A 20,868-nucleotide genomic window follows, 5' to 3' on the forward strand; every position below is an offset into this window, starting at 1 on the left:
GTGCCTGACGGCTTGTCGCGCGGCGATTCCGGGGTGTCGTCGCCATCCCTCTCCTCCCTGGGTTTCGAGGGAAGATGAGGACCTTCACGGGAACGGGTCCGCGGGTGCCTCCTGCCCGGTGGCAGGGCAGGGGAGCGCGTCAGCCGGGCGGCTTCGTCAGGTCCAGCGCGTACCAGTGGTCGCAGCCGAAGTGCCCGGTTCTTCCCAGGGGCGCGCACAGCGGAGTGAAGCCCAGGCGCCGGTAGAGCTTCTGGGCCTGGGTCATCGAGGCGAGGGTCTCCAGGTAGCAGCGGTGGAAGAACGCCTCGCGCGCGAAGTCGAGGCAGCGGCGCACCATGCGCTCGCCCACTCCCAAGCCCCGGGCCTCGGGCAGGAAGTACATCTTGCGCAGCTCGCACACGCTGGGGTCGCCGCCTTCCAGTGGTGCGATGCCACCTCCTCCCAGGATGCGGCCCGCTCGCTCCACCACGAAGTAGGCGTGGCGGGGGTGCGCGTAGGCGGCGGACATGGTGTCGACCTCCGCGTCATGCAGCGCGAAGCCGGGGCCATCCGCGCCGAACTCCGGCATCACCGCGCGGATGATGGAGGCGATGTGCTTGTCGTCCTGGGGCTGAATGGGACGCAGTCGCAGTTCGTCAGTACTCATGCGGGGCACACGGTTTCATGGATGCGGACCGAGGGCCAGAGAGACCCAGGGGCTGACGGGTGCGTCGGGGTGCACGCACCTGTTGTGCACCCGGCTGCACAGGTGGCACACAGCCGGCGCACCCTGAAGTGGGGCCCCGGTTTCCTCCCCTGGGAGAACCCAGGCATTCTGGGTGGCATGTCCGTTGTAGAGGGGGAACCCCATGTACTGCCCTGACTGCCGACAGGAGCGCCTGGGTCAATTCAGCCAGTGCGCCTTGTGCGGTACGGCGATGACCTCGCGCCCCCGTTCCGAGCTGGAAGCGGAGCTTGCTCACGTCCACTTCCTCCTGTCCGAGCTGACTCGCTGGGATTCCTCCGAGGTTCCCTCCAACGTCCGGCGCTTCCTCTCCGAACGCTACGAGCGGCAGTCTCGAATCCTCCTATCCGTGCTCGCTGAGTCGCCCGCTCCTGTCGCGGGGACCGGACAGCGTGCCGCTCGGGTGGAGGTCGTCGCGGACACTGGCGAGGCGCGGACGGTCGTGGTGGCTTCGCCGGAGATGGCGGGCACGGGCGAGGCGGCTGCGCGGGCAAGCGCCATGCGCCACGCGGCTTCGGGCGAGGACGCGGTGCGGGCGGGCGTGACGGGCTCGGCGGCTTCGGGTGACGACGCGGCGCACGCGGGCGTGGTGAGCCACACGGATGCGGACGCGCTGCACTCAGGTGCGACGGGCTTCGCTGCATCGGGTGACGACGCGGCACGGCCGGGCGTGATGCGCCACACGGATACGGACGCGGTGCAGTCAGGTGTGACCGGCTTCGCGGCTTCGGGTGACGACGCGGTGCGGGCGGGCGTCGTGCGCCACACGGATACGGACGCGGTGCAGTCAGGTGTGACCGGCTTCGCGGCTTCGGGTGATGACGCGGTGCGGGCGGGCGTCGTGCGCCACTCGGATGCGGATGTGGTGCAGTCAGGTGTGACAGGGCTCGCGGCTTCGGATGTGGCGCAGGCGAGTGCGATGCGCCAGGCGGCCTCGGGCGAGGACGTGGCTCGGGCGGATGGGTTGCACCTCGCGGCCTCGGCGCTCTCGGATGAGGAACTGGCGCGTGCGGATGCGACGCCCCGCGCGACTTCGGATGCCGTGGAGTCCTCTGTCGCCTCTCCGCGGGACGCGGCTCGACTTCCTTCGGTGGTTTCGAGGGACGCCGCGGCGCGAGAGGCTGCCGCCGCCGCGAGTGCCGCGCGTGCGGCCTCGGGAGCCTCGGTGGTTTCGGGTGAGGAAGCGGCGCGGTTGCTGGCTGCTTCCGTGGAGGCGGCTCGTGCCTCGCGACGTGATGCGACGTCGGCGCCTCGCAACCAGGCTTCGGCCGCGCAGCAGGCCCGTCCCGGTGCTCCGAATCGGGTGAAACCTCCGACGCAGCGAGAGCCTGGGGCGGAAGAGCTCCCTCTGCCCGAGAACCCCTCACAGCCTTCGTTCGAGGCGCCTCCGCCCCGGAATGCGACGGCGCGACTCGTCGAGGAAACCTCCACGTGGAATCGCGTGTGGAGGCCGTTCCTCTACGAGAGCATCATGTGGTTCGTCGGTGCCTTCCTCATCCTCTCGGGCACCCTCTACTTCGTCTTCGAGAGCTGGGCCGGAATGTCCTCCGTCACCCGCTCGCTCACCGTCTTCGGCATGACCGTGGGCTACTCCGCTGGCTTCTCCGTCTGGGGCGCGTACCTCGCCCGTCGCGAGGCGCTGCGCAACCCGGGGCGCATCCTCGGAATCATCGGCTCCGCGTCCGCGCCGATCGCCGGCATCGCGCTGGGGCCCATGGAGTTCGGAGACGCGCTGCTGCTCGGGGGCGTCAACACGGTGATGCTCATCCCGCTGCTTCTCGGCTGGGCCGTGGGCGCGGCCTTCCTCGTGCGCAAACCGGCGGATGCGTTCGATGCGCCTTCGCGTCCCTTCGTCCAGGTGGCCCTCGTCGCGAGCACGCTGATGATGGGACTGGCGCCGCTGGCCGCGAAGCTCGGCGGCACCGCGCTGTGGCTGAACATCCTCCCGTGCGTCCTCTTCTTCCTGCTGTCCGCGCGACCCGTGGCCAGGCCGCGCGAAGGCGCCGAGCTCACCTTCGCCCTGGGCGCGCCCCTCTACCTGCTCCTCGTCTACGCCGTCCGCCTCCATGTGGCGCTCGTCGATGCCGGAACGCCGCCGGACGTGCGCGTCTATGCGCCCTTCCTCGCGTTCCTCCTCGCCGCCATGCAGCGCTTCCGCTCGCTGCCCGCCGAGCGCGCGGCGGATCCGCTCGCCCTGGGCGTGGCCTCGCTCCAGGTGATGTGTCTGGTGGCCGCCATCGGCGCGCCGCCGCCGACCTTGTTCGTCACCGCCGCCGTCACCACGTGGACCCTGGTGTCCCTGGCTCGCGGCGCCATCGGTCGCCTGCCGTGGGTGTACCCCGCCTATGCGGCGTCCTACTTCGCCTATGCCACCAGCGGGCAGCTCATCCCCGGCCCCCTGAAGCGCTTGATCGCCGCGCTCAAGGCCGCGCTCGGCTACCCCGACGCGGGCAAGCTGCCCTTGCAGTACGGCGCCCTGACGGCGATGCCGTTCATCCTCGCCGGCGTCGTGCTCGCGGTGTCGCGCCTGTGGCGCGGTGAGCGCACGGGCAATGCGCGGGACATCGCCTTCGCGGAGGTGCTCTTCCGCTCCACCGCCGTGGCCAGCGTCGTCTTCACCGTCTACGGTCTGGCGGGGCCCGACACACGCCCGGGCTTCTGGAGCGTGCTGGGGCTGTCCCTCCTGTGCCTGGTCACGGGTCTGCTGGTGGAGCGCTTCTACCTGACCGTCGTGGGCGCGCTGCTGTCGCTGCTGGTGCCGGTGCTGGCCGCCGACGTGCTCTCGGTTCCGGCCGCTGCCGTCGTGTCCGGGCTGCTGTCGCTCGCGCTCGCGGGGGTCTGCACGGTGTGCACCGCGCGGACGCGCTCGTTGCTGGCGCCCATCGCGGGGCTCATCGCCACCGCGGGCTTCTGCATGGGCCTCGTGAGCAACTTCGGCTTCGTGGCCATGACGGGCGCGGTGCTGTGCGCGGTGAGCACGCTCGTCGTCGCGTGGGCGCTCCGGAGTGAGTACGCCATGGCCTATGCCGCCCTCCTGGCGGCGGCCCTCGTGCCGAAGTTCGCCATCCAGGTCTCGTCCACCGCGATGGCGTTCTCGCTGGTCTTCGTGGCGCTCGCCCTGGCGGTGCTGGCCGAGCGAGGACGGCTGCTGCGCCTGCTGGGCGGGGTCGCCGTCTTCTACGCGCTGTTCGGTTTCGTGGCGGGTGCCGTCGGCCAGGTGAGCGGACTGGGGCTGGTGGTGCTCCTGGCCGCGGCGGCCATCGCCGTGGTGTCGCGCACGTTCCCCCTCAGCCGGCCGCTGGCGGTGTTCATCGCCGCCTTCGCGCTGCTGCCCGACATCTCGAACTTCTATGCGCCCTGGAATGGAATGATGACGCCGGGGATGTCCCTGGGGTTGTTCCTCCTCTGGGGTCTGGGTGCCTCGCTCTGCGCGGCGCGATGGGGGCGCGGCGCGAGCACCACGGTCGCCGGACTGGTGGCGTGGGTCTTCCCGCTGGTCGCCGTGGTGGAAGCGAGAAGCTCACAGGGCGGCATGTTCCTGCTCGGCGCGGCCTTCGTGGCCCTGCTCACCGCGCGGGCGATGCCGGCCGGGCTCAGCGTCGCGGTGGCGGCGCTGTATGCGACGATGGGCCTGTATTCGGAAGGCCCCGTGGTGCTGCTGGGGTTGTCCGCCGTGCTGGGGCTCCTGGCCGTGGCGGAGGAAATCCCGGCGGTGTTGGCCGTCGGCGCGGGAGGAAAGCGATTCGCGTGGGTGGCCACCCTGGCATCGGCCCTGGTGCTGGCCATCGTGGTGGTGCGCTGGGACGATGCGCATCCCGCGTGGATGGTCTCTGGCGCGATGCTGCTTCCGCTGCTGTGGACGCGCGCCACCCGGCAGCCCGTCTTCGCCAGCCTCGCGGTGCCGTATGCCTTCGTCGGCTTCCTGGCGATGGGCGGCACTCCGCCCACCTGGGCGTATGCGCTGCCGCTGGTGTCGCTCGCCGTGGCACGGGCCGTCGCCCATGTGCCCGCGTTCAGCTCCCTGCTGCTCCGCTCGAACGAGGAGAAGGAGCGCGACGCGCTGTCCCTGTGGATGCAGTTGGCCCTCGCCTGCCTCACCCCGATGGTGATGATGGCGCCCTGGATGGGGCCGGTGCCCGTGTACTTCCTCACGGCGTCGCTGGCGTTGATGCCCGGGCCGCGTCCGTTCATGCGGGTGTGCGGCGCTTCGCTCCTGCTGCTCGTCATTCCGGAGGCGAGGCCTGTCGTCACCAGCATGCTGCTCGCACTGGCCCTGGCCGAGCACCATGCGCCCTCCGCTGTCTGGGCCTTCTTCCGGAGCCCACCGGATGTCTACCTGCGTCGGGCCTCCGTCATCACCGCGCTGGCCATCGCGGTGCTGCCGGTGCTGGATGACCCGTCGCCGCCGCGACTGGCGGGGCTCGCGGCCGTGGTGGCGGCGTCCGCGTTCCTGCTGTCGCGCCGGTGGCTGCTGGTGCCCGCCGTCTGGGTGCTCGCGCTGGCGACGGCGGGACGGACCGAGGCGTATGACTTCCTGGAGTGGAGGCCGGAGACGGGGCTCGCCGTCATCGCGGTGGCGCTGGGCGCGGGCCTGTTGTCCGCCCTCTGCCAGTCCGGAGCGGTGCAACGCGCGCTCAGCGCGGTGGCGTTGAAGCTTGCTCCCGGTCTGGAAGGCACCTGGAGCGAGCCGCTATGGGTGGGGAGCGCCGGAGCGCTCGCGCTGCTGCTCCTGGGACGACTGGCGGATGCGGGGCCGGGAGCGCTGGCGCCGCACGTGGCGGCGGGCGCGGTCCTCACGTCCTTGGTGCTGATGGTCGCTCGTGAGCGGTGGATGGCGAACGTGGCCACCGTGCTGCTCGCGGCTTCGCTGGTCGCCGCGGTGCCGGTGTTGTGGCTCCCCGCCGTCATCAGTGGCGCGGGCCTGGTGCTGTGCGTGGGGGGCATGGTGCTCGACTCGCGCGGGGTGCGCGTGGGCGCGGCCCTGCACCACGGCGGCTGGGTGCTGGCCCTGCTGTCGCTGGCCTCGCTGAGAGACCTGGAGCACCCGGCGACGCCGCTGTGCTTCCTCTTCGGGCTGGCCTCCGCGTGGACGGTGGTGTGGCGTCGGCGCGAGCGCGAGGTGGTGGGCTGGCTGGCCTCACTCGCGGCGGCGCACGGCTCGCTGATGCACCTGGGCGCGGTGTACTCGTCCGGGCGGGGCTCGGAGTTCATCCTCCCGCACTTCGGCGCGGCCAGCGCCGTGCTCGCCACGTTGGCGCTGTTCCTGGCGGGCGCGAAGCTCCGGCGGGGTGTGGGCCTGGGCTTCACCGTCGTCGCGCTCACCGAGGTCCTCCTAGGGTTGTCGTTCCTGGGCGCGACGGGAGATGCCTTGCGCGAAGCACTGGTGGCCTGCATCGCGCTGGCGGTGCTGTTCGTCGCGCTCGTGCGCCACGCCGCCGTGGAGAAGGACGAGCCGGCGGCGTTCCTCGCCCAGGCCGTGCTCGCGCTGGGCTACCTGTCCGTGCGCCTGCTGGGCATGGGGACGAGCCCGAGCACTGGGGACAGCCTCGCGGCCCTCGTCGGGGGCGCCCTCTTCACGGGCCTCTACTTCTTCGTGCAGCGCGAGGGCTCCAGCCTGGCCGTCTTCCGCAGGCCCGCGCTGTGGGGCGCATACCTCTTCCCGCTGGCGGGGTTGTTGTCAGCGCCCTGGGGTGAGCCGCTCCAGGTGGCGGCCCTGCTCGTGGGACACGCCGCGCACTTCGCCGCGCTGGCGTCGCATCCGACGCGTCGAGGGGTCGCCTCGCTCGCGTCGGTGGTGGCCTTCAACGTGGCGCTCTACCTCGTGTGGCAGGGCACCGGCCAGGGCGAGCCGCAGTTCTACGTCATCCCCGCGGGGCTCTCGCTGCTCGCGTTGCTGCGCGTGTTCCGAGGCGCCATCGACGAGGACACCTACGCGCGGCTGCGCGCGCTGGCCGTCACCGTCATCTACGTGGCGGGAGCGTGGAAGCCGCTGATGTTCAGCGACGGCAGCGCGATGCTCCTGTGCGTGTTCCTCTGCGTGGTGGGCGTGGGCTTCGGCATCGCCCTGCGCATCCGCTCCTACGTGTACCTGGGCACCGCGTTCCTGGTGACGTGCATCGCGGCGAACCTCGTGCGCTTCGGCATGAGGGACCACCGCGTGGCCGCCGCATCGCTGTTCCTCCTGGGCCTCTTCGTCATCGGCTCCATGGTGATGCTCAGCGCCCACCGTGCCGCACTCCTCCAGAGGTACGCACGGGTTCGCGCACTGCTGTCCACCTGGGAGGGCTGACACTTCGAGTTCTTGGCGGCACCCCCAAAAACGTGGGATTGAATGCGGCGCCAACTTTCGGAAGGTCCTTCGGTTGTCCCGTCTTCGCCTGCTCGCCACCGTTCCGCTGTGCGCTCTCATCGGCTGTGCCACCGTGCAGTCGCGCGAAGTGGGGACCGCCCTGGAGGTCCCGTCACACGCGGCGGTGGCACCCTCCGAGCAGGTCGTGACGGCACCCGCCGCCGAGGGTGTGGGGGCGGTGACACCGGGTGAGTCCGCGGCCGAGGCTTCCGCTCAAGCGCCCACGACGGTGAAGAGCGGTGAGTCGGCGACGCCGGAAGCCGCCGAGGGAGCGCCGCACACCGAGGTGGCGCCGCGAGTCGTGTCCACCGTCGTCCTCGAGGAGAAGGAGCGCCCCCTCGTGACGGGTGTCATCGCGGCCGCGCTGGAGGCTGTCGCCCTCGTCGTGCGCCCCGCCACCGACATGGAGGGCTTCTGGGATGCGTACCGCACGCCGATGCAACTGGCGCGGCTCATCGTGTCTCGCTCCATGCAGCTCGTCGGTGAGCGCAACCTCGCGAAGGTCAGCCGGGGCATGCCGAACGACTGCTCTGGCTTCGTGCGTCTGGCCTATCTCTCCGCCGGCATCGACCTGGTCGCGCATGGCTTCCTCGCGGGAGAGAACGCCGTGTCCGCCATCTTCCGTCGCGCCACGGATGGCAAGCGGCTGCACCACCGCGCGCCGCGTCCCGGAGACCTCGTGTTCTTCCGCGAGACGTACGACCGCAACCGCGACGGCCGTCGCAATGACGGGATGACCCATGTCGGCGTGGTGGAGGGTGTGGCAGAAGATGGCACCGTCACCTTCATCCACCGAGGCAGCAAGGGTGTGGCCCGCAGTCGGATGAACCTGTCACACCCGGAGAAGCATCAGCTCGCGCAGGGTGGCCCCGTGGTGAATGACTTCCTCCGGCCCGCGACGAAGGGTGCGCGCGCGTACCTCACCGGCGAACTCTTCGTGGCCTTCGCGTCCCCCGATGGACTGTAGTTTTCCAGTCGTCAACTCACACCCCGCGTGGCTTTGAAGCTCCGTGCGGTTGATGCGTCATGACGGCATGAGAATCGTGCTGCTTATCGGTGGGTTGCTGCTCGCGTCGGGCTGTCACCTCCATGCGCGCCCGCCGAACCGCCCCTCGCTCCCGCGGCCCCCTCCGCCCTCGCGGCCGTCCTCCATGTCCTACAATGAGGCGGTGGACCGGGGCTTCGGTGAGTGTCGCTCGCGCCGCTATGACTGCCGCCTCAAGGAGGCGCACCGGACGGGCAACGACATCTGGAAGGTGAAGTTCTTCGCCGCCGCTCCCGGTGCGCGAGGCCACCTGCATCTGGAGTACGACGCCTTCTCCCGCAACCTGCTCAGGGTGGACGAGAAGGTGAAGGCCCGGCGCGATGACCGGGACGATGACGACGACTGGGATGACGACGACCACCGTCATGGCCATGGCAAGGGCAAGAAGAAGGGCCACGCGCGGCGCGACGACTGAGCACCACCGATGGGGCCGGGGGTGACACGCCTCCCGGGTTTCAGCCGCCCTTCTTGTTCAACTTCTGGATGGCCCGGTTCGCCTCGTCCTGGCCGCAGTCGCCGCCCTTGGTGCTGCCCAACTCGGCGAGTCGGATGAGGGCGGGGACCGCGTCCGTGTTGCCCAGCACGCCCAGCCGCTTCGCGGCGGCCCTGCGCACGCCGCACTCCTTCGCCTCCAGGGCCTTGGAGTAGGCCACCACCAGGTCCACCTCGTCAGCGAGCTCCGAGGAGTCCAGGTAGCGAAGCGCCCCCCACTGCTTCAGCGAGTACTCGTCCTCGACGAGGGACTCGAAGTGAGGGCGCACCCGTTCCTTCGGGAGGGTGGCCAGCAGTTTGCGCACGGGTTCGTCGATGTCGCCGCGGCCGAAGTCCTCCGCGAGCCCATCCAGCACGGAGTCCTCCACCTCCGCGCGCCCGTCCACGTCCAGCGTGGCGAGCAGCACCCGCTCCTTGTCGTGGTTGCGCAGCGCGTGGTGGGTCGCCGCGAGCGCGCGCCGCACCGAGGGCTGTTTCTGCTCCTCGTTCGACGTCGCGTTCAGCAGCGCCAGCGCTTCGTTGCTCTTTCCAGCCTTCAGCAGCGACATGGCGCGCACGGCGGGGCTGTTCAGATGTACCACCAGGGCCACGCCGCCGCCCAGGAGCACCACCGCTCCGAGCACCGCAGCCGCCTGACGCGGCTTCGCGCGCGCGAGCACCACCGTCCTGCCGAGTCCCTCCTTCAGCTTCGGGGGGATTTTCAGGGCCGCGCCGAGTCGGGACAGGCCCGCGCCCAGCGTGCTTGTCGCCGTGCGCAGGGAGCTTCCGAGGGAGCGCACCCGCTGGGAGATGGGAGCCAGCGCCGCGCGCGTCCGTTGGACCGCGGGGGCCAGTCGCACCATGAGGGCGTTCTGCTTCTCGAAACGTACGCCGAAGGGAGGCCCCTCGGCCGCCTGCTGGCAGCGGTAGAGCTGGAGCTGTTCCTCGCGGCCGGGGAGGGTGATGGAGCCGCACGGCTCGACGTCCGCTCCTGCGCGATTGCGCGCCAGGTTCACCGCCTCCGTGAAGGTCACCTGTCCCGCGGAGGCGACGTGCTCCACCGTCTCCACCACTTCCATGGGCTCGCCCAGCACGGTGTCGGCGGTCAGCAGCACCTCGCCGGCATGCAGACACACGCGCACGTGCAGCCGCTCCTCGTTTGGCAGCGACTGATTGTGGCGCCACAGCCGGTCCTGCATGGCCATGCCGCACAACACGCCGGCGGTGGGAGAGCGGAACACCACCAGCAGGGCATCGCCGCGCTTCTGCACGAGGCGTCCCTCGTGCTCTCGCACCAGGGGCATCAGCAGCCGGTCATGCGTCTCCAGCATCCGCGCGTTCTCTTCGTGCGTCTGCCGGCTGGTGCGCTCGGTGAAGCCCTGGATGTCGGTGAGCATCACCGTCAGGTTCTGAGGCTTCACCGTCGACGTGCTGCCAGACAGCGAGGGCCGCGTGCCGAAGGACGCCGTGCCCGTGCGCATCGCCACGGGCGCGGACGCCGCGCTGTCGGGGCCCGTCGAGGACTCCATGCCGAACGCGGCGGTGCCTCGACTCGAGCGGCTCGGAAGAGGGGCTGACGCTTCTTCCGCGCCGAAGACGGACGTCCCGCTGGGGCCGCTGCTCGCTGCTTCTCCCGCGCCGAAGACGGATGTGCCGGACGGCGTGGTGCTGGTGGTGGGAGCGCTGACGTAGGCGGGCGTGCCCAGGCCGGGCGTGAAGGCGGACAGCGACGAGTGCGCCGCGGCCAGCGCATCCGCCAGCTCGTGCGCGCTCTGGGGCCGCTTGGCCGGGTTCTTCTCCAGGAGGCGCATCACCAGCGACAGCAGACCGATGTAGCGCGACAGGGAAGGCGCTGCCCTGTCCAACGGGAGCGGGGCGTGGGAGGCGTGCTGGGCGAGGAAGTGGCGCGCCTGCGGCCCATCGAAGGGGAGCCGTCCGGACAGCACGCGGTAGGTCAGCACGCCAAAGGTGTACAGGTCGCTGCGCGTGTCCACCTTCGCGCCCACTGCCTGCTCCGGCGACAGGTACTCCGGGGTGCCGAGCACCACGCCGACCTGACTGACGTTGCTCTGCGCGTCCGGCTCCACCAGTCGAGCGATGCCGAAGTCCAGGAGCCGGGCCTGCTCGCCGCGCACGCCGGGGGAGATGAAGACGTTCTCCGGCTTCAGGTCCCGGTGGATGATGCCCTTCTCGTGGATGGCGGACAGGCCCTCCGCGAGCTGGTGGAGCAGCGGCAGCGCGCGTCCCGGCGGCATGGCGCCCCGGGTGAGCACGTCGTAGAGGCTCTCGCCTTCCACGAACTCCATCACCAGGCACGCGTGGTCGCCGGACTCACCGAAGTCGACGATGTGCACCACGGCGGGGTGCTCGACGGCGGAGAGGAGGCGGGCCTCGCGCTTGAAGCGCTCGGCCATGCCGGGCTGGGCGTTGAGGTCGTGGTGAAGGACCTTGATGGCCACCTTGCGGCCCAGGGAGACCTGTTCACCCAGGTACACTTCGCCCATTCCGCCCGAACCCAAGGGACGGAGTACTCGGAAGCGACCGTCGAGGACGAGGGAGTCGGGAGCCAGCACGCCGGGCGCATATTGTCCGACTTCAGTCCGGCGCGCATGACGAACAACACATGCGGCCCTGGGGTCCCCCAGCCCCGTTGGTTGCCCCCCGGGCGGGGGATTGTCATAAATTTCGGGCGCTTGGACCCCGTGGTAGTTTCCAGGCTCCCGCGATGGCCAACGAGAGCGACTCCCCCAAGCCCACCGCGGCGCCCGATGCGCGCGCCGCCGCACCCGAGCTGCGCCTGCTGGACCGCAGGGCGTTCGTGGGCTTCCCGGCCCTGGAAGTCGTGCCGGGCCTGCGCATCTCCGACTTCGCGCTCCAGATTCCGGACGTCAGCTTCCCGTTCAACGTCAGCGCCGGTGCCACGCGTTATCAGCGCAAGAAGTTGCACTTCGGCTTCCTGGAGCTGTCCGTCGACGCGGACCTGGTGACGCGACGGGTGGCGGAGCTGGCGGGGCGACTCGCGGGCCTGGAGGAGGTGCGGCTGCACTTCCGTCCCGGATACCTGGAAGGACAGGGCCGACTGCCCGCGCCGGAGCGCACGCCCTTCACGTTCAAGGTGGCCTTCGACGCGGACGGGGAGAAGCTCGCCGTCTATCTCTACGACGTCCGCCTCTACGGGTTCTCTTCCACGCCGTCGGTGCAGGTGCCCGGGCTCCTGTCCGCGGCCGTGGGTGCGCTGGCGCTGGTGCCGGACGTGGAGGTGCGCGGTGCCTCCGGCTTCTCCACCCGCGTGCTGCCCGCGCTGTGTCAGCTCGCGGCGGTGAGCCGTGGGTACAAGATGCCGTCGCTGGACACCGCGCGCCTGTCCGCCGCGGAGGTGTCCAGCACGGGGCTGCGCCTGCGCTTCGCGGCCGGTGGCCTGCCTCCGCCGTCCGCGCCGGATGAGGAACTGCTCCTCACGCTGGAGGGCGCGCGGGCCTTCGCGGACGCGGAGGGACTCGTCGCCCAGGGCCGGCTGGCCGAGGCGCGACAGCAGTACCTCCAGGCCGGGGACGCGCAGGACGCGCACCCCTTCGCGGCCGAGCGCCTGCTCTCGCTGCTGGTGGCGGACCCGCAGGCGCATGAGCTGGCGCTGGACGTGGCCGCCACGCTGCAGCGTCGTCGAGACCGCAGTCCCGCCGCGCTGTGGGGCGAGGCCGTGGTGCGCGAGCGTCGGGGCGAGGGTGCCCGCGCCGCCGAGCGCTACCTGGCGCTGTGCGCGCTGGCCCGTCGCACCTCGGAGGAGGCCGCGGCCTTCTTCTCCGCCGAGGCGGCCGCGCGCTGCTCGCGAGACACCGCGCCCCAGGTGGCGGTGAAGGCGCTGCACGAGCTGCTGGGGCTGAAGCCGGACCACCTGCCTTCGCTCAAGGCGCTGGCGCGCGCGTCGGACCAGGCCCGGGACAAGGCGGGCGCGGTGCGGGCGTACCGTCGGCTGGCGGCGCTCGCTCGCGACCCGCATGAGGCCGCGGACGCGCACGTGCACCTGGCGCGACTGTGCGCGCAGACGGAGGACGACATCGCGGGGGCGCGCCTGCATTGCGAGGCGGCGCTGCGACTGTCGCCGGACCAGTCGGATGCGCTGCTGTTGCTGGGTGAGCTGTGTCACCGGGGCGGCGAGCACCTGCGCGCGCTGAAGGCGTTGGACCGGCTGCGTGAAGTGTCCATGGCCCGGCACGAGCTGGACCGCGTGGGCCACGCGGACCTGATGGCCGGCCGCGTGTGGGAAGAGGGCCTGAAGCAGCCGGAGAACGCGCTCCTGCGCTACCGCGAGGCGGTGTCGCTGCTGCCAGGGGAGGCCGAGCCGCTGTTCGCCGCCGCGCGCGTGGCGGAAGGACTGGGCCGGTTGCAGGAGGCGCTCGCGGGCTACCAGCAGGCGCTGGAGCTCGCGGGGCCGGCGCCGCGCTCGGAAGGCGTCCGCCATGCCGCGCACGCCAGCCACCATGCGCTGGCGCGACTGTACCGCTCCCGACTGGGAGACCCGGCGCGTGCGCGCGAGCACCTGGAGTCCGCGCTGTCGCTGGACCCGCGCGACGCGGTGGCGCTCGAGGAGCTGATTCCGTACTTCCGCATCACCGGGAAGTCGCTGGAGCTGGCCGACGCGCTGGAGAAGTCCGCCGCGCTCCAGGACGAGCCGGCGAAGCGCGCCGCGTCCTGGGCGGAGGCGGGTGAGCTGTATCGCGGCCGACTCCAGCAGCCGGAGAAGGCGGAGAAACTGCTGCTGCTCGCGCTGGAGGCGGATGCCGACCACCGTCCCGCGCTGGAGTCGCTGCTGGCGCTGGCCGAGGCGCGGCGTGACGGGCCGCTTCTGACGCGGTGCCTGTCCGCGCTGGCGCGACTGGCTCCGGACGTGAAGGAGCGCGCGCAGAAGTACCGCCGCCTCGCGGTGGCCGCGCGCGACCTGGCCTTCGACCTGGACCTGGCGGTGCATTCCCTCCAGGAAGTGCTGCGCGCGGAGCCGGATGACCTGCCCGCGCTGGGCGAGTTGTGCGCCCTGCAGCGCAAGCGCGCGGACATGGCCGGGCTGGCCGTGGCGTTGGAGGAGCGCGCGCGGGTGGCGGAGGCGCAGGGCGACAAGCGGCTCGCCGCCGCGGCGCTGCGAGAGCTGGCCGGTGTGCTGGAGGCCCGCCTGGGTCGGGTGGGTGACGCGCTGGTGGCGCTGGAGAAGGCGGCGCGGCTGGCCCCGGACTCCGCCGTGCTGCTGGACCTGGCGGACCTGTCGCTGCGCTGCGAGCGCCCCGAGCACGCCCGACGCGCGCTGGAGTCGCTCTTGTCCACGCTGCCGCGCACCGCGGCGCCGGAGAAGCTGGCGGACGTGCGCGCCCGGCTGGGTCGCGCGTGCGAGATGCTGGGCGACCGCGAAGGCGCCATCGCCGCGTACGCGCAGGCGCTGCCGCTGCGCCGGCTGGATGACACGCTGGCCGCGCGGCTGGAGTCGCTCTACACGGAGGCGGGCGAGACGCAGGCACTGGCCGAGCTGTGGGCGGGCCGTGCCCAGGCGCTGATGGGCGCCGACCGCGCCGAGGAAGCCGCGCCGCTGTTCCTCCAGAGCGCTCGTGCCCTGCTGGAGCGGGGCGAGAAGGCCGCCGCGTTGCTGCGCCTGACGGCCGCGCTGGAGGCCAGTCCCCAGGGGCCGCTGGCGGCCGAGGTGCTGGAGTCGCTGGCCGAGCTGGAGTTGGAGCGGGGCGAGAAGCTGGAAGCCGCCCGGCTGTATGCGCGCCGCGCCGCGCTGGTGCCGGAGGACCGCTCCGGCGCGAAGCTGCTCTACCGCGCCTCGCTGCTGGCGGCGGGCACCAGTCGCGAAGAGGCGTTCCTGGCCGAGGCCCTGGAGCGCGACGCGTCCTTCGCGCCCGCGCGCCAGCGACGCGGTGAGCTGAAGCTGCCCACCGACGCGCGCTCTGCGCTGGAGGACTTCGAGGCGGTGCTGGCGCTGCCTCCGGTGGACGCGGACGCGCCCCGGGAAGCGGAGCGGGTGGCGCTCACGCGCAAGGCCGCCAGCGCCGCCGTGCGCGCGGGCCGGACGGACTCCGCGCGTCGCCTGCTGTCCGAGTACTGCATCCGGGCTCCCGAGGACCTCGACGCCCGCGTGGAGCTGGTCAACCTGCACCGCAAGGCCGGCGCTCGCGAGGCGCTGGCGGACCTGCTGGTGGAGCTGTGGCCGCGCCTGTCCGGCGAGCCCCGGCGCGCGGCCCGTCGCGAGCTGGCGGAGCTGTCCCTCGTGCTCGGTCGTGCCGGCGCGGCGGTGGACTCGCTGCGCAGCCTGCGACTGGAGGAGCCGCAGGACACCTGGGCGGCGCAGGCGCTGCTGGACTTGCTGCCGCCTCCGGGCACGGGCTCCTCGGACGAGGAAGCCGAGCGCCTGGAGTTGCTGGGCGCGCTGGTGGCGTCCGCGACGGGCGAGGACCGCTCGGAGCTGCTCGCGCGTCGCGCCGTGCTCCATCGCGCCACGGGCCGGATTTCCGCCGCGCGCGAGGACTTCTCCGAGGCCGCGACGCTGGCCCGCCGTCCCGCGGCCCTGCTGCTCGCGCTGGCGGAGTTGGCGCGTGAGTCCGGAGACGAGGCCGGGGAGCTGGAAGTGTGGCGTCGCGCCGTGGTCGCCGATGCCCAGTTGGGCACGCGCGCTCGGGAGCGGCTGCTCGCCCTGGCCACCGTGTTGGCGGAGAAGGATGAGCGGGGGCTCGCGCGCGAGGCGCTGGTCTCCGCGGTGGCGCTGTCCCCGTCGGACGCCGAGCGCTGTGACGCCTTCTTCACCCTGGCCGACCTGGCCCACCGCGACGAGCGCCCGGACGAGGAAGCCGCCGCGCTCGCCGAGGCCGCTCGCCAGGGCCCCACGCCCCGCCGCGTCGAGGCCCTGCTCGCTCGCGCCACGCTGCTGGAGACGCGAGGAGAGCTGGCGGAGGCACGCGGGAGCCTTCAGGCCGCGCTGGCGCTGGCCCCGCGTCACGCGCGGGCCACCGTCTCCTTGCAGCGCGCGCTGCGGGCCCTGGAGGACTGGGCGGCGCTGGCGGAGCTGCTCGCGGCCGAGGCGCCTCATGCTCCGCCGTCCGAGTCCGCGGCGATGTACGCGGAGCTGGCGTCGCTCTACCTGGAGCGCCTGGAGCAGCCGGCCCCCGCGGAGGCGGCGCTGCGACAGTCGCTGCGGTTCGCTCCCGGCGACTCGGACGTGCGACGCCGGTTGGTGTCGCTGGTGGCCGGGCGCGGAGAGCTGCGCGAGGCCGCGGCCCTGCTGGAGACCGCCGCCGAGAGCGCCACGACGTCCGAGGCGGCCACGCTCCTGCGCGAGGGCGCCGCGTACGCGCGGGATGCCCAGGACCTGGACCGCGCGCTGAAGCTGGCACGCAAGGCGCACTCCCTGGTGCCGGCGCGCGGCGCGGAGCTGGCGTCGCTGGCGGAGCTGCTCTACCTGCGCGGCGCGGTGCTGGAGGCCCTGCCGCTCCAAGAGACGCTGGCCTCGACGGCGGACTTCACCGCGAGCGCCGACGCGGCCGAGGCCACCTGGCTGCGGCTGGCGGAGCTGGCGGAGAGCGCGGGCGAGACGAAGCGCGCGGTGGGGGCGTACCGGAAGCTGCTCGTCGAGCGGCCGCTGTGCGAGCCCGCGGTGCAGCGGCTCTCCGCGCTGCTGGAGAAGGACGACCCGCGCGGCGCGTTCGAGGTGCTCGTCACCCACGCGCGCGCCCTGGCGCCTTCCGAGGACACGGTGCGGCGGCTCGTGGTGCTCGCGGAGAAGGCGCGTGCCGCGCTCGCCGACGCGGGTGTGGCGGCGTCGCTGCTGTCGCGCGCGGCGGAGATGGCGACGATGCCGTTGCCGCTGCGCCTCCAGCTCGCCTCGCTCTACCGCGAGACGGGTCGCTCGCTGGAGCTGCTCGCGGAGCTGCGCCATGTGGCCGCGCTCAGCCTCCAGGTGGGCGACGTGGCCGCGACGCTCGCGGCCCATGAAGAAGAGGCGAGTCTCGCGGAGGCCACGGGCCGCGCGGACGACGCGCTCCGGGCACTGGCGGACGCGCGAGATTTGCTGGAGTCGCGCGGGCGCGCCCCCGAGGCCGCCGCGTGCGAGCGTCGGCGCGCGGAATTGCTGCGCGATGTGAAGCTGGACCTGGCTGCGGCGGAGAGCGCGCTGGACCGCGCCTTCTCGCTGGCGGAGGACCTGGGCACGGCGCGGCTGGGCGCGGCGCTGGCGGAGCGCCGGGACGATGCCGACGCGGAGGCCCTCTGGCTGGAGCGCGCGCTGCCCCTGCTGGACGACGCGAAGGAAGCGGCGGCGCTGCGACTGCGGCTGGCGAAGTTGCACCTGGGCGTGCTCGCGGATACGGAAGAGGCGGAGCGCTTCCTGCGCGGAGCGCTGCGGCAGGACCGTTCGCTGGATGAAGCCGAGACGCTGCTGGCCCGCCTCCTGGAGCGGGACGGGCGGCTGGCGGAGCTGGCGGCCTGGTACGAGGAGTGCGCCGAGGGTGAGCCGGACACGGAGCGCCGCGCGGCACTGCTCCAGCGCGCGGCCGTGCTGTACCGCGACAGGGCGGGGCGCCCGGACGCGGCGGCGGCGGCCTTCATCGCCGCACGGTCCGCTCGCCCGGATGACCTGGACCTCACCGCGCAGGCGGCGGAGCTGCTGCACGAGGTAAAGCGTCACGCGGACGCGGCCGAGTTCGACGCCGTGCTGCTGGAGGCCGACCCCTTCCGCGAGCCTGTCTTCTCGCGGCACCGCGCCTTCCTGGAGGAGAACGAGGACCCGCAGTCGCTCGCGGAGTTGATGCTGCGCCGGGCCCAGCGCCAGTCGGATGCCGACGCCGCGGACAGCTACCTCGCCGCCGCCCGGGCCTTCCGCGCGGCGGGTGCCCGCGAGCGCGCGCTGCTGTGCGAGGACCGGGCCTTCGAGCTGAGCCCCGCGAGCGTGGAGGCCTTCGAGCGCGTGCGCGAGCGCGCGGCCGGAGACGTGCGCCGGCTGTCGGAGTTGCTGGCCGTGCGCGCCGCGGCCCTGCCTCCCGAGGAAGCGTTGCCGCTCTTGCGTGAGCGCGCCACCCGCTTGCTGGACGCGGGCGAGGCGCTGCTGGCCGCCGAAGCGTTCGACGTGTACCTGGGCTCCTCGGGCGACGACGTGGAGGCGCTCTCCGCGCGCGCGGAGCTCGCGGCCCAGAGCGGAGGCCCCGCCGCCGCGCGACCGTATGACCGACGCCTGCTGTCGGCCGGTGGCGAGACGCTGCCCGTGACGGTGCGCGCGCGGACGTGGCTGCGGCTGGGCCATGCCTCGCTGGGCGCGAACGCGTACCACGACGCGGCGGATGCCTTCGAGTCGGTGGTGTCGCTGGAGCCGGAAGGCGAGCGCGGCCGCGAGGCGCTGTCGCTGCTGGCGGAAGTCCACTCGCGCACGGGCAACGCACCGGGGCTGTACCGGGCCTCGTTGCAACTGGCCGGGCGGGCGGAGGACACGGCGACGGCGGAGGTGTTGTACCGCCGCGCGGCGGACCTCTTCGACGACCCGAAGGACGCCATCGACGCGCTGCTGCCGCTGGCGCGACTGCGTCCGGCGGATGCCTCCGTCATCGACCGCGCGGTGGCGGGCCTGCGCGCGCTGGGGCGCCACGGGGACCTGCTGGCGGTGTACGAGTCCGGCGCCGAGGCCGCCGGTGGCGTGCGCGCCGCCGAGTTGTTGCTGGCCGCCGCCACCGTGGCCGCCGAGTCGCTCGCGGATGTGGACGCGGCCTGGGAACTCACCCAGCGCGCGGCCGAGGCCGCCCCCGAGGATGTCACCGCGCTGCGCGCCCTCGTGACGGGGCTGCGCGAGCGGGAGGAGACGACGCGGCTGCTGGAGGCGCTGGAGCGACTGGTGCCCCACCTGGAGGATGCCGACGAGGCGTCCGTCCTGCGCCTGGAGCTGGCCACGCTGCTCCGCGACTCGGACCAGGTGTCGCGGGCCCGCGAGTCGCTCGAAGCCGTCGTCGAGCGTGGCGCCTCGGGCGCGGGCTATGCCGTCGCGCTGGAGGAGCTGGAGAAGCTGCTGCGTGATGAGCCCGCGCGCCGGGCCGAGGTGCAGGTGGCTCGCGCGGAGCTGGTCTCCGGTCGCGAGCGGCTGGTGCTCCTCTTGTCCTCCGCTCGGGCCTTCGAGAGCGCGGGGCGCCTGCGGGACGCGCTGAAGGCGGCGAAGGCCGCCGTGGCGACCGAGCCGGACGTGGACGCGGCGATGCGCGTCGCCCACCTGCATCGCGCCCTGGGTGAGGCGCCCCGGGCCGCCAAGGCGCTGCTCCAGGCGGCGCGGCTCGCCTCGCCGGAGGAGCGTCCGCCGCTGCTGCTGGAGGCCGCGGACCTCTGGGAGAAGGCGGGCGAGCACGGTGAAGCGCTGGAGGTCATCGAGCGCATCGCCACCGAAGCACCGGACATCCTCGCGCCCGCGGAGCTGGCGGAACGCTTCGGCCGGCTGGGTGCCTTCACTCGCGCGCTCCAGGTGGGCTTCGCGCCCGCCATGGCCGCCGGAGAGCTGACGGATGCGCTGGCCATGGCCGCGCAGGCCGGCGACACGGCGCGCACGCGCGAGGCGCTGTGGGCCCTGGTGGCTCAGCCGGACGCGGATGCGGCCCATGCCTCCGCCCTCGCGGACGGCCTGCGCGCCGAGCGCGACGCGGAAGGACTGCTGGAGCTGGCGGCCCTCTCCGTCACGCGTGACGAGCCCTTCGCCGTCGCCCTGCGTGACGAAGTGCTTCGCGCGGCGGATGCCCCGGCGCTCCAGCGCCTGCGGGCCCTGGACGAGCTGTCGTCCGATGCGAACTTCGGCACCCGGCTCACCCTGTTGTTGCCGGGGCTGGAGAAGCACCCGGAGGCGCTCTCGGAAGCGGTGCTCGGCCGTGTGCGCGCCCTGTCTGATGCCGCGCGCGTGGAAGCGCTGGCCATGGCGGCGGAGGGATGGACGTCGCGCCGCAAGCCGCTGCTGCGCGAGCGTCACACGCTGGAGTACGGGCTGGGCCGCTTCGACGCCGCCGCGCGCTCGCTGGCGCGGCTCATCGAAGTGGAGGAGGACGCCCGCGTCCTGGCCGCGCTGCACCTGGAGCACGGCGAGCTGTTGCTGAGCCCGCTGGACCAGCCCGACGCGGCCCGCGCGGCCTTCGAGCGCGCGCTGGACACCGATGGCACCAGCCTGCCCGCGCTGCGCAACCTGCTGGCGCTGGTGGACGAGTCGAAGGAGCCCGCCGTCTTCGTGTCGCTCGCGGAGCGGCTGACGGTGGAGGAGGGGCCCGACGCGGCCACGCCCCATCGCGAGCGACTGGCGGATGCCTACGAGGTCCTGGGCCAGGTGGCGGACGCCGTCGCGCAGTTGGAGGCGCTGCCGGAGACGGAGGAGCGGCTCGCTCGCCGCGCGAGGCTGGCGGAGCAGCGCGGTCTCACGGGCGAGGCCCTGGGGCTGCGCGAGAGGCTCACCGACGAGCCCGGCGTGCTGGAGTCCATCCTCCGCGGCTATCTGGACGCGCAGCTCGTGTCTCCCGCGGCCCGGCTCGCCGAACGCCTCTTCGACGCGGGGGTCCTGTCTCCAGAGGTCCTCCGCCTCGCATGCGAGCGGCTCTCTCCGGTGATTGAAGGCGCGCCGTTCGCCGTGCGCGTCTGGCCGGAGCTGCTGCGCGCGGCGCCGCTGGACGTGGATGGTTGGACGCTCTTCGCGGAGGCCCTGCGGCTCCTGGAGCGTCAGGACGCCGCCGAGCGCGCGGACGGTGTCGGCGCGGCCTTGTCCTCCAGCACGGCGACGGTGCCCGCGGCGGCAGTGTCCGCGCTGCCGGTGCCCACGGGCTTCGAGCATGCGCTGCCCGCGGATTCGCTGCCGGTGACGGCCGAGCGCTTCCCCCGACTCTTCGCCGCGCTGCGTCCCCTGCTGTCGTCGCTGGGGGCCAGCGGCCTGCGGGTGTACGTGGACCCCTCGGGTGGTGTTGAGGGGTACCTGGTCAGCTCGGAGGCGCTGGTGCTGGGCGCGGGCGCGCTGTCGTGCTTCGGCTCGGTGGAGCTGGGCTACCTGTCCGCGCTGGCCCTCGTGCTGGGCGAGGACGGCGTGAAGCTGTCTCGTCCTGGAGAGGTGCCCGGCTTCGAGGCCGCGGCGGTTGCGGCCTTCCGAGCGGTGCCCGCCTCGCTCGCCGCGGGGCGCGTCCTGGCGCGTCTGGATGCGGAGGTGCGCGGGAGTGACCCAGCGCGGGTGGATGTGGGCGCGGTGCTCGGACGTGGAGGCGCCTTCCGTGCCGTGGCCCTTTGCGTGCTCGACGTCGGGTAGCCGTG

Annotated in this window: 6 protein-coding genes; 4 read left to right on the top strand and 2 right to left on the bottom strand. The window is 72.9% G+C overall.

Translation table 11 applies throughout. The features are described 5' to 3' along the window. Window positions 1-139 precede the first annotated feature (139 nt). A complete protein-coding gene (locus FJV41_RS13935; protein ID WP_141642960.1) occupies window positions 140-646 on the bottom strand; it encodes a GNAT family N-acetyltransferase in 507 nt (168 codons plus the stop codon). 202 nt (window positions 647-848) lie between these two features. Between FJV41_RS13935 and FJV41_RS13940 the strand changes: the two genes are divergently transcribed. The 3 genes from FJV41_RS13940 to FJV41_RS13950 all read left to right on the top strand — a co-directional run bounded on the left by FJV41_RS13940 (window position 849) and on the right by FJV41_RS13950 (window position 8,533). Further along, complete coding sequence (locus FJV41_RS13940; RefSeq protein WP_181790623.1) at window positions 849-7,013, top strand: hypothetical protein; 6,165 nt, start codon at window positions 849-851, stop codon at window positions 7,011-7,013. Between the two features lie 73 nt (window positions 7,014-7,086). Next, complete coding sequence (locus tag FJV41_RS13945) at window positions 7,087-8,040, top strand: NlpC/P60 family protein (protein WP_217441700.1); 954 nt, start codon at window positions 7,087-7,089, stop codon at window positions 8,038-8,040. A gap of 184 nt (window positions 8,041-8,224) precedes the next feature. After that, the gene (locus tag FJV41_RS13950; RefSeq protein WP_246137197.1) at window positions 8,225-8,533 is read left to right on the top strand and encodes a hypothetical protein; all 309 of its coding nucleotides are present in this window, start codon (window positions 8,225-8,227) and stop codon (window positions 8,531-8,533) included. Between the two features lie 40 nt (window positions 8,534-8,573). Here FJV41_RS13950 and FJV41_RS13955 read toward each other — a convergent pair whose 3' ends face one another. Continuing rightward, the gene (locus FJV41_RS13955) at window positions 8,574-11,162 is read right to left on the bottom strand and encodes a protein kinase domain-containing protein (protein ID WP_141642962.1); all 2,589 of its coding nucleotides are present in this window, start codon (window positions 11,160-11,162) and stop codon (window positions 8,574-8,576) included. A 152-nt stretch (window positions 11,163-11,314) separates the two neighbouring features. Here FJV41_RS13955 and FJV41_RS13960 point away from each other — a divergent pair, with 152 nt between their 5' ends. Then, a complete protein-coding gene (locus tag FJV41_RS13960) occupies window positions 11,315-20,863 on the top strand; it encodes a flagellar hook-length control protein FliK (protein WP_141642963.1) in 9,549 nt (3,182 codons plus the stop codon). Window positions 20,864-20,868: the final 5 nt, after the last annotated feature.

The sequence above is a fragment of the Myxococcus llanfairpwllgwyngyllgogerychwyrndrobwllllantysiliogogogochensis genome (assembly GCF_006636215.1).
Taxonomy (GTDB): Bacteria; Myxococcota; Myxococcia; order Myxococcales; family Myxococcaceae; genus Myxococcus; species Myxococcus llanfairpwllgwyngyllgogerychwyrndrobwllllantysiliogogogochensis.

What these genes read in the sequence shown, in the direction of transcription:
- FJV41_RS13935 (WP_141642960.1), bottom strand. Translation starts at nt 646, where the DNA reads ATGAGTACTGACGAACTGCGACTGCGTCCCATTCAGCCCCAGGACGAC.
- FJV41_RS13960 (WP_141642963.1), top strand. Translation starts at nt 11,315, where the DNA reads ATGGCCAACGAGAGCGACTCCCCCAAGCCCACCGCGGCGCCCGATGCG.
- FJV41_RS13940 (WP_181790623.1), top strand. Translation starts at nt 849, where the DNA reads ATGTACTGCCCTGACTGCCGACAGGAGCGCCTGGGTCAATTCAGCCAG.
- FJV41_RS13950 (WP_246137197.1), top strand. Translation starts at nt 8,225, where the DNA reads ATGTCCTACAATGAGGCGGTGGACCGGGGCTTCGGTGAGTGTCGCTCG.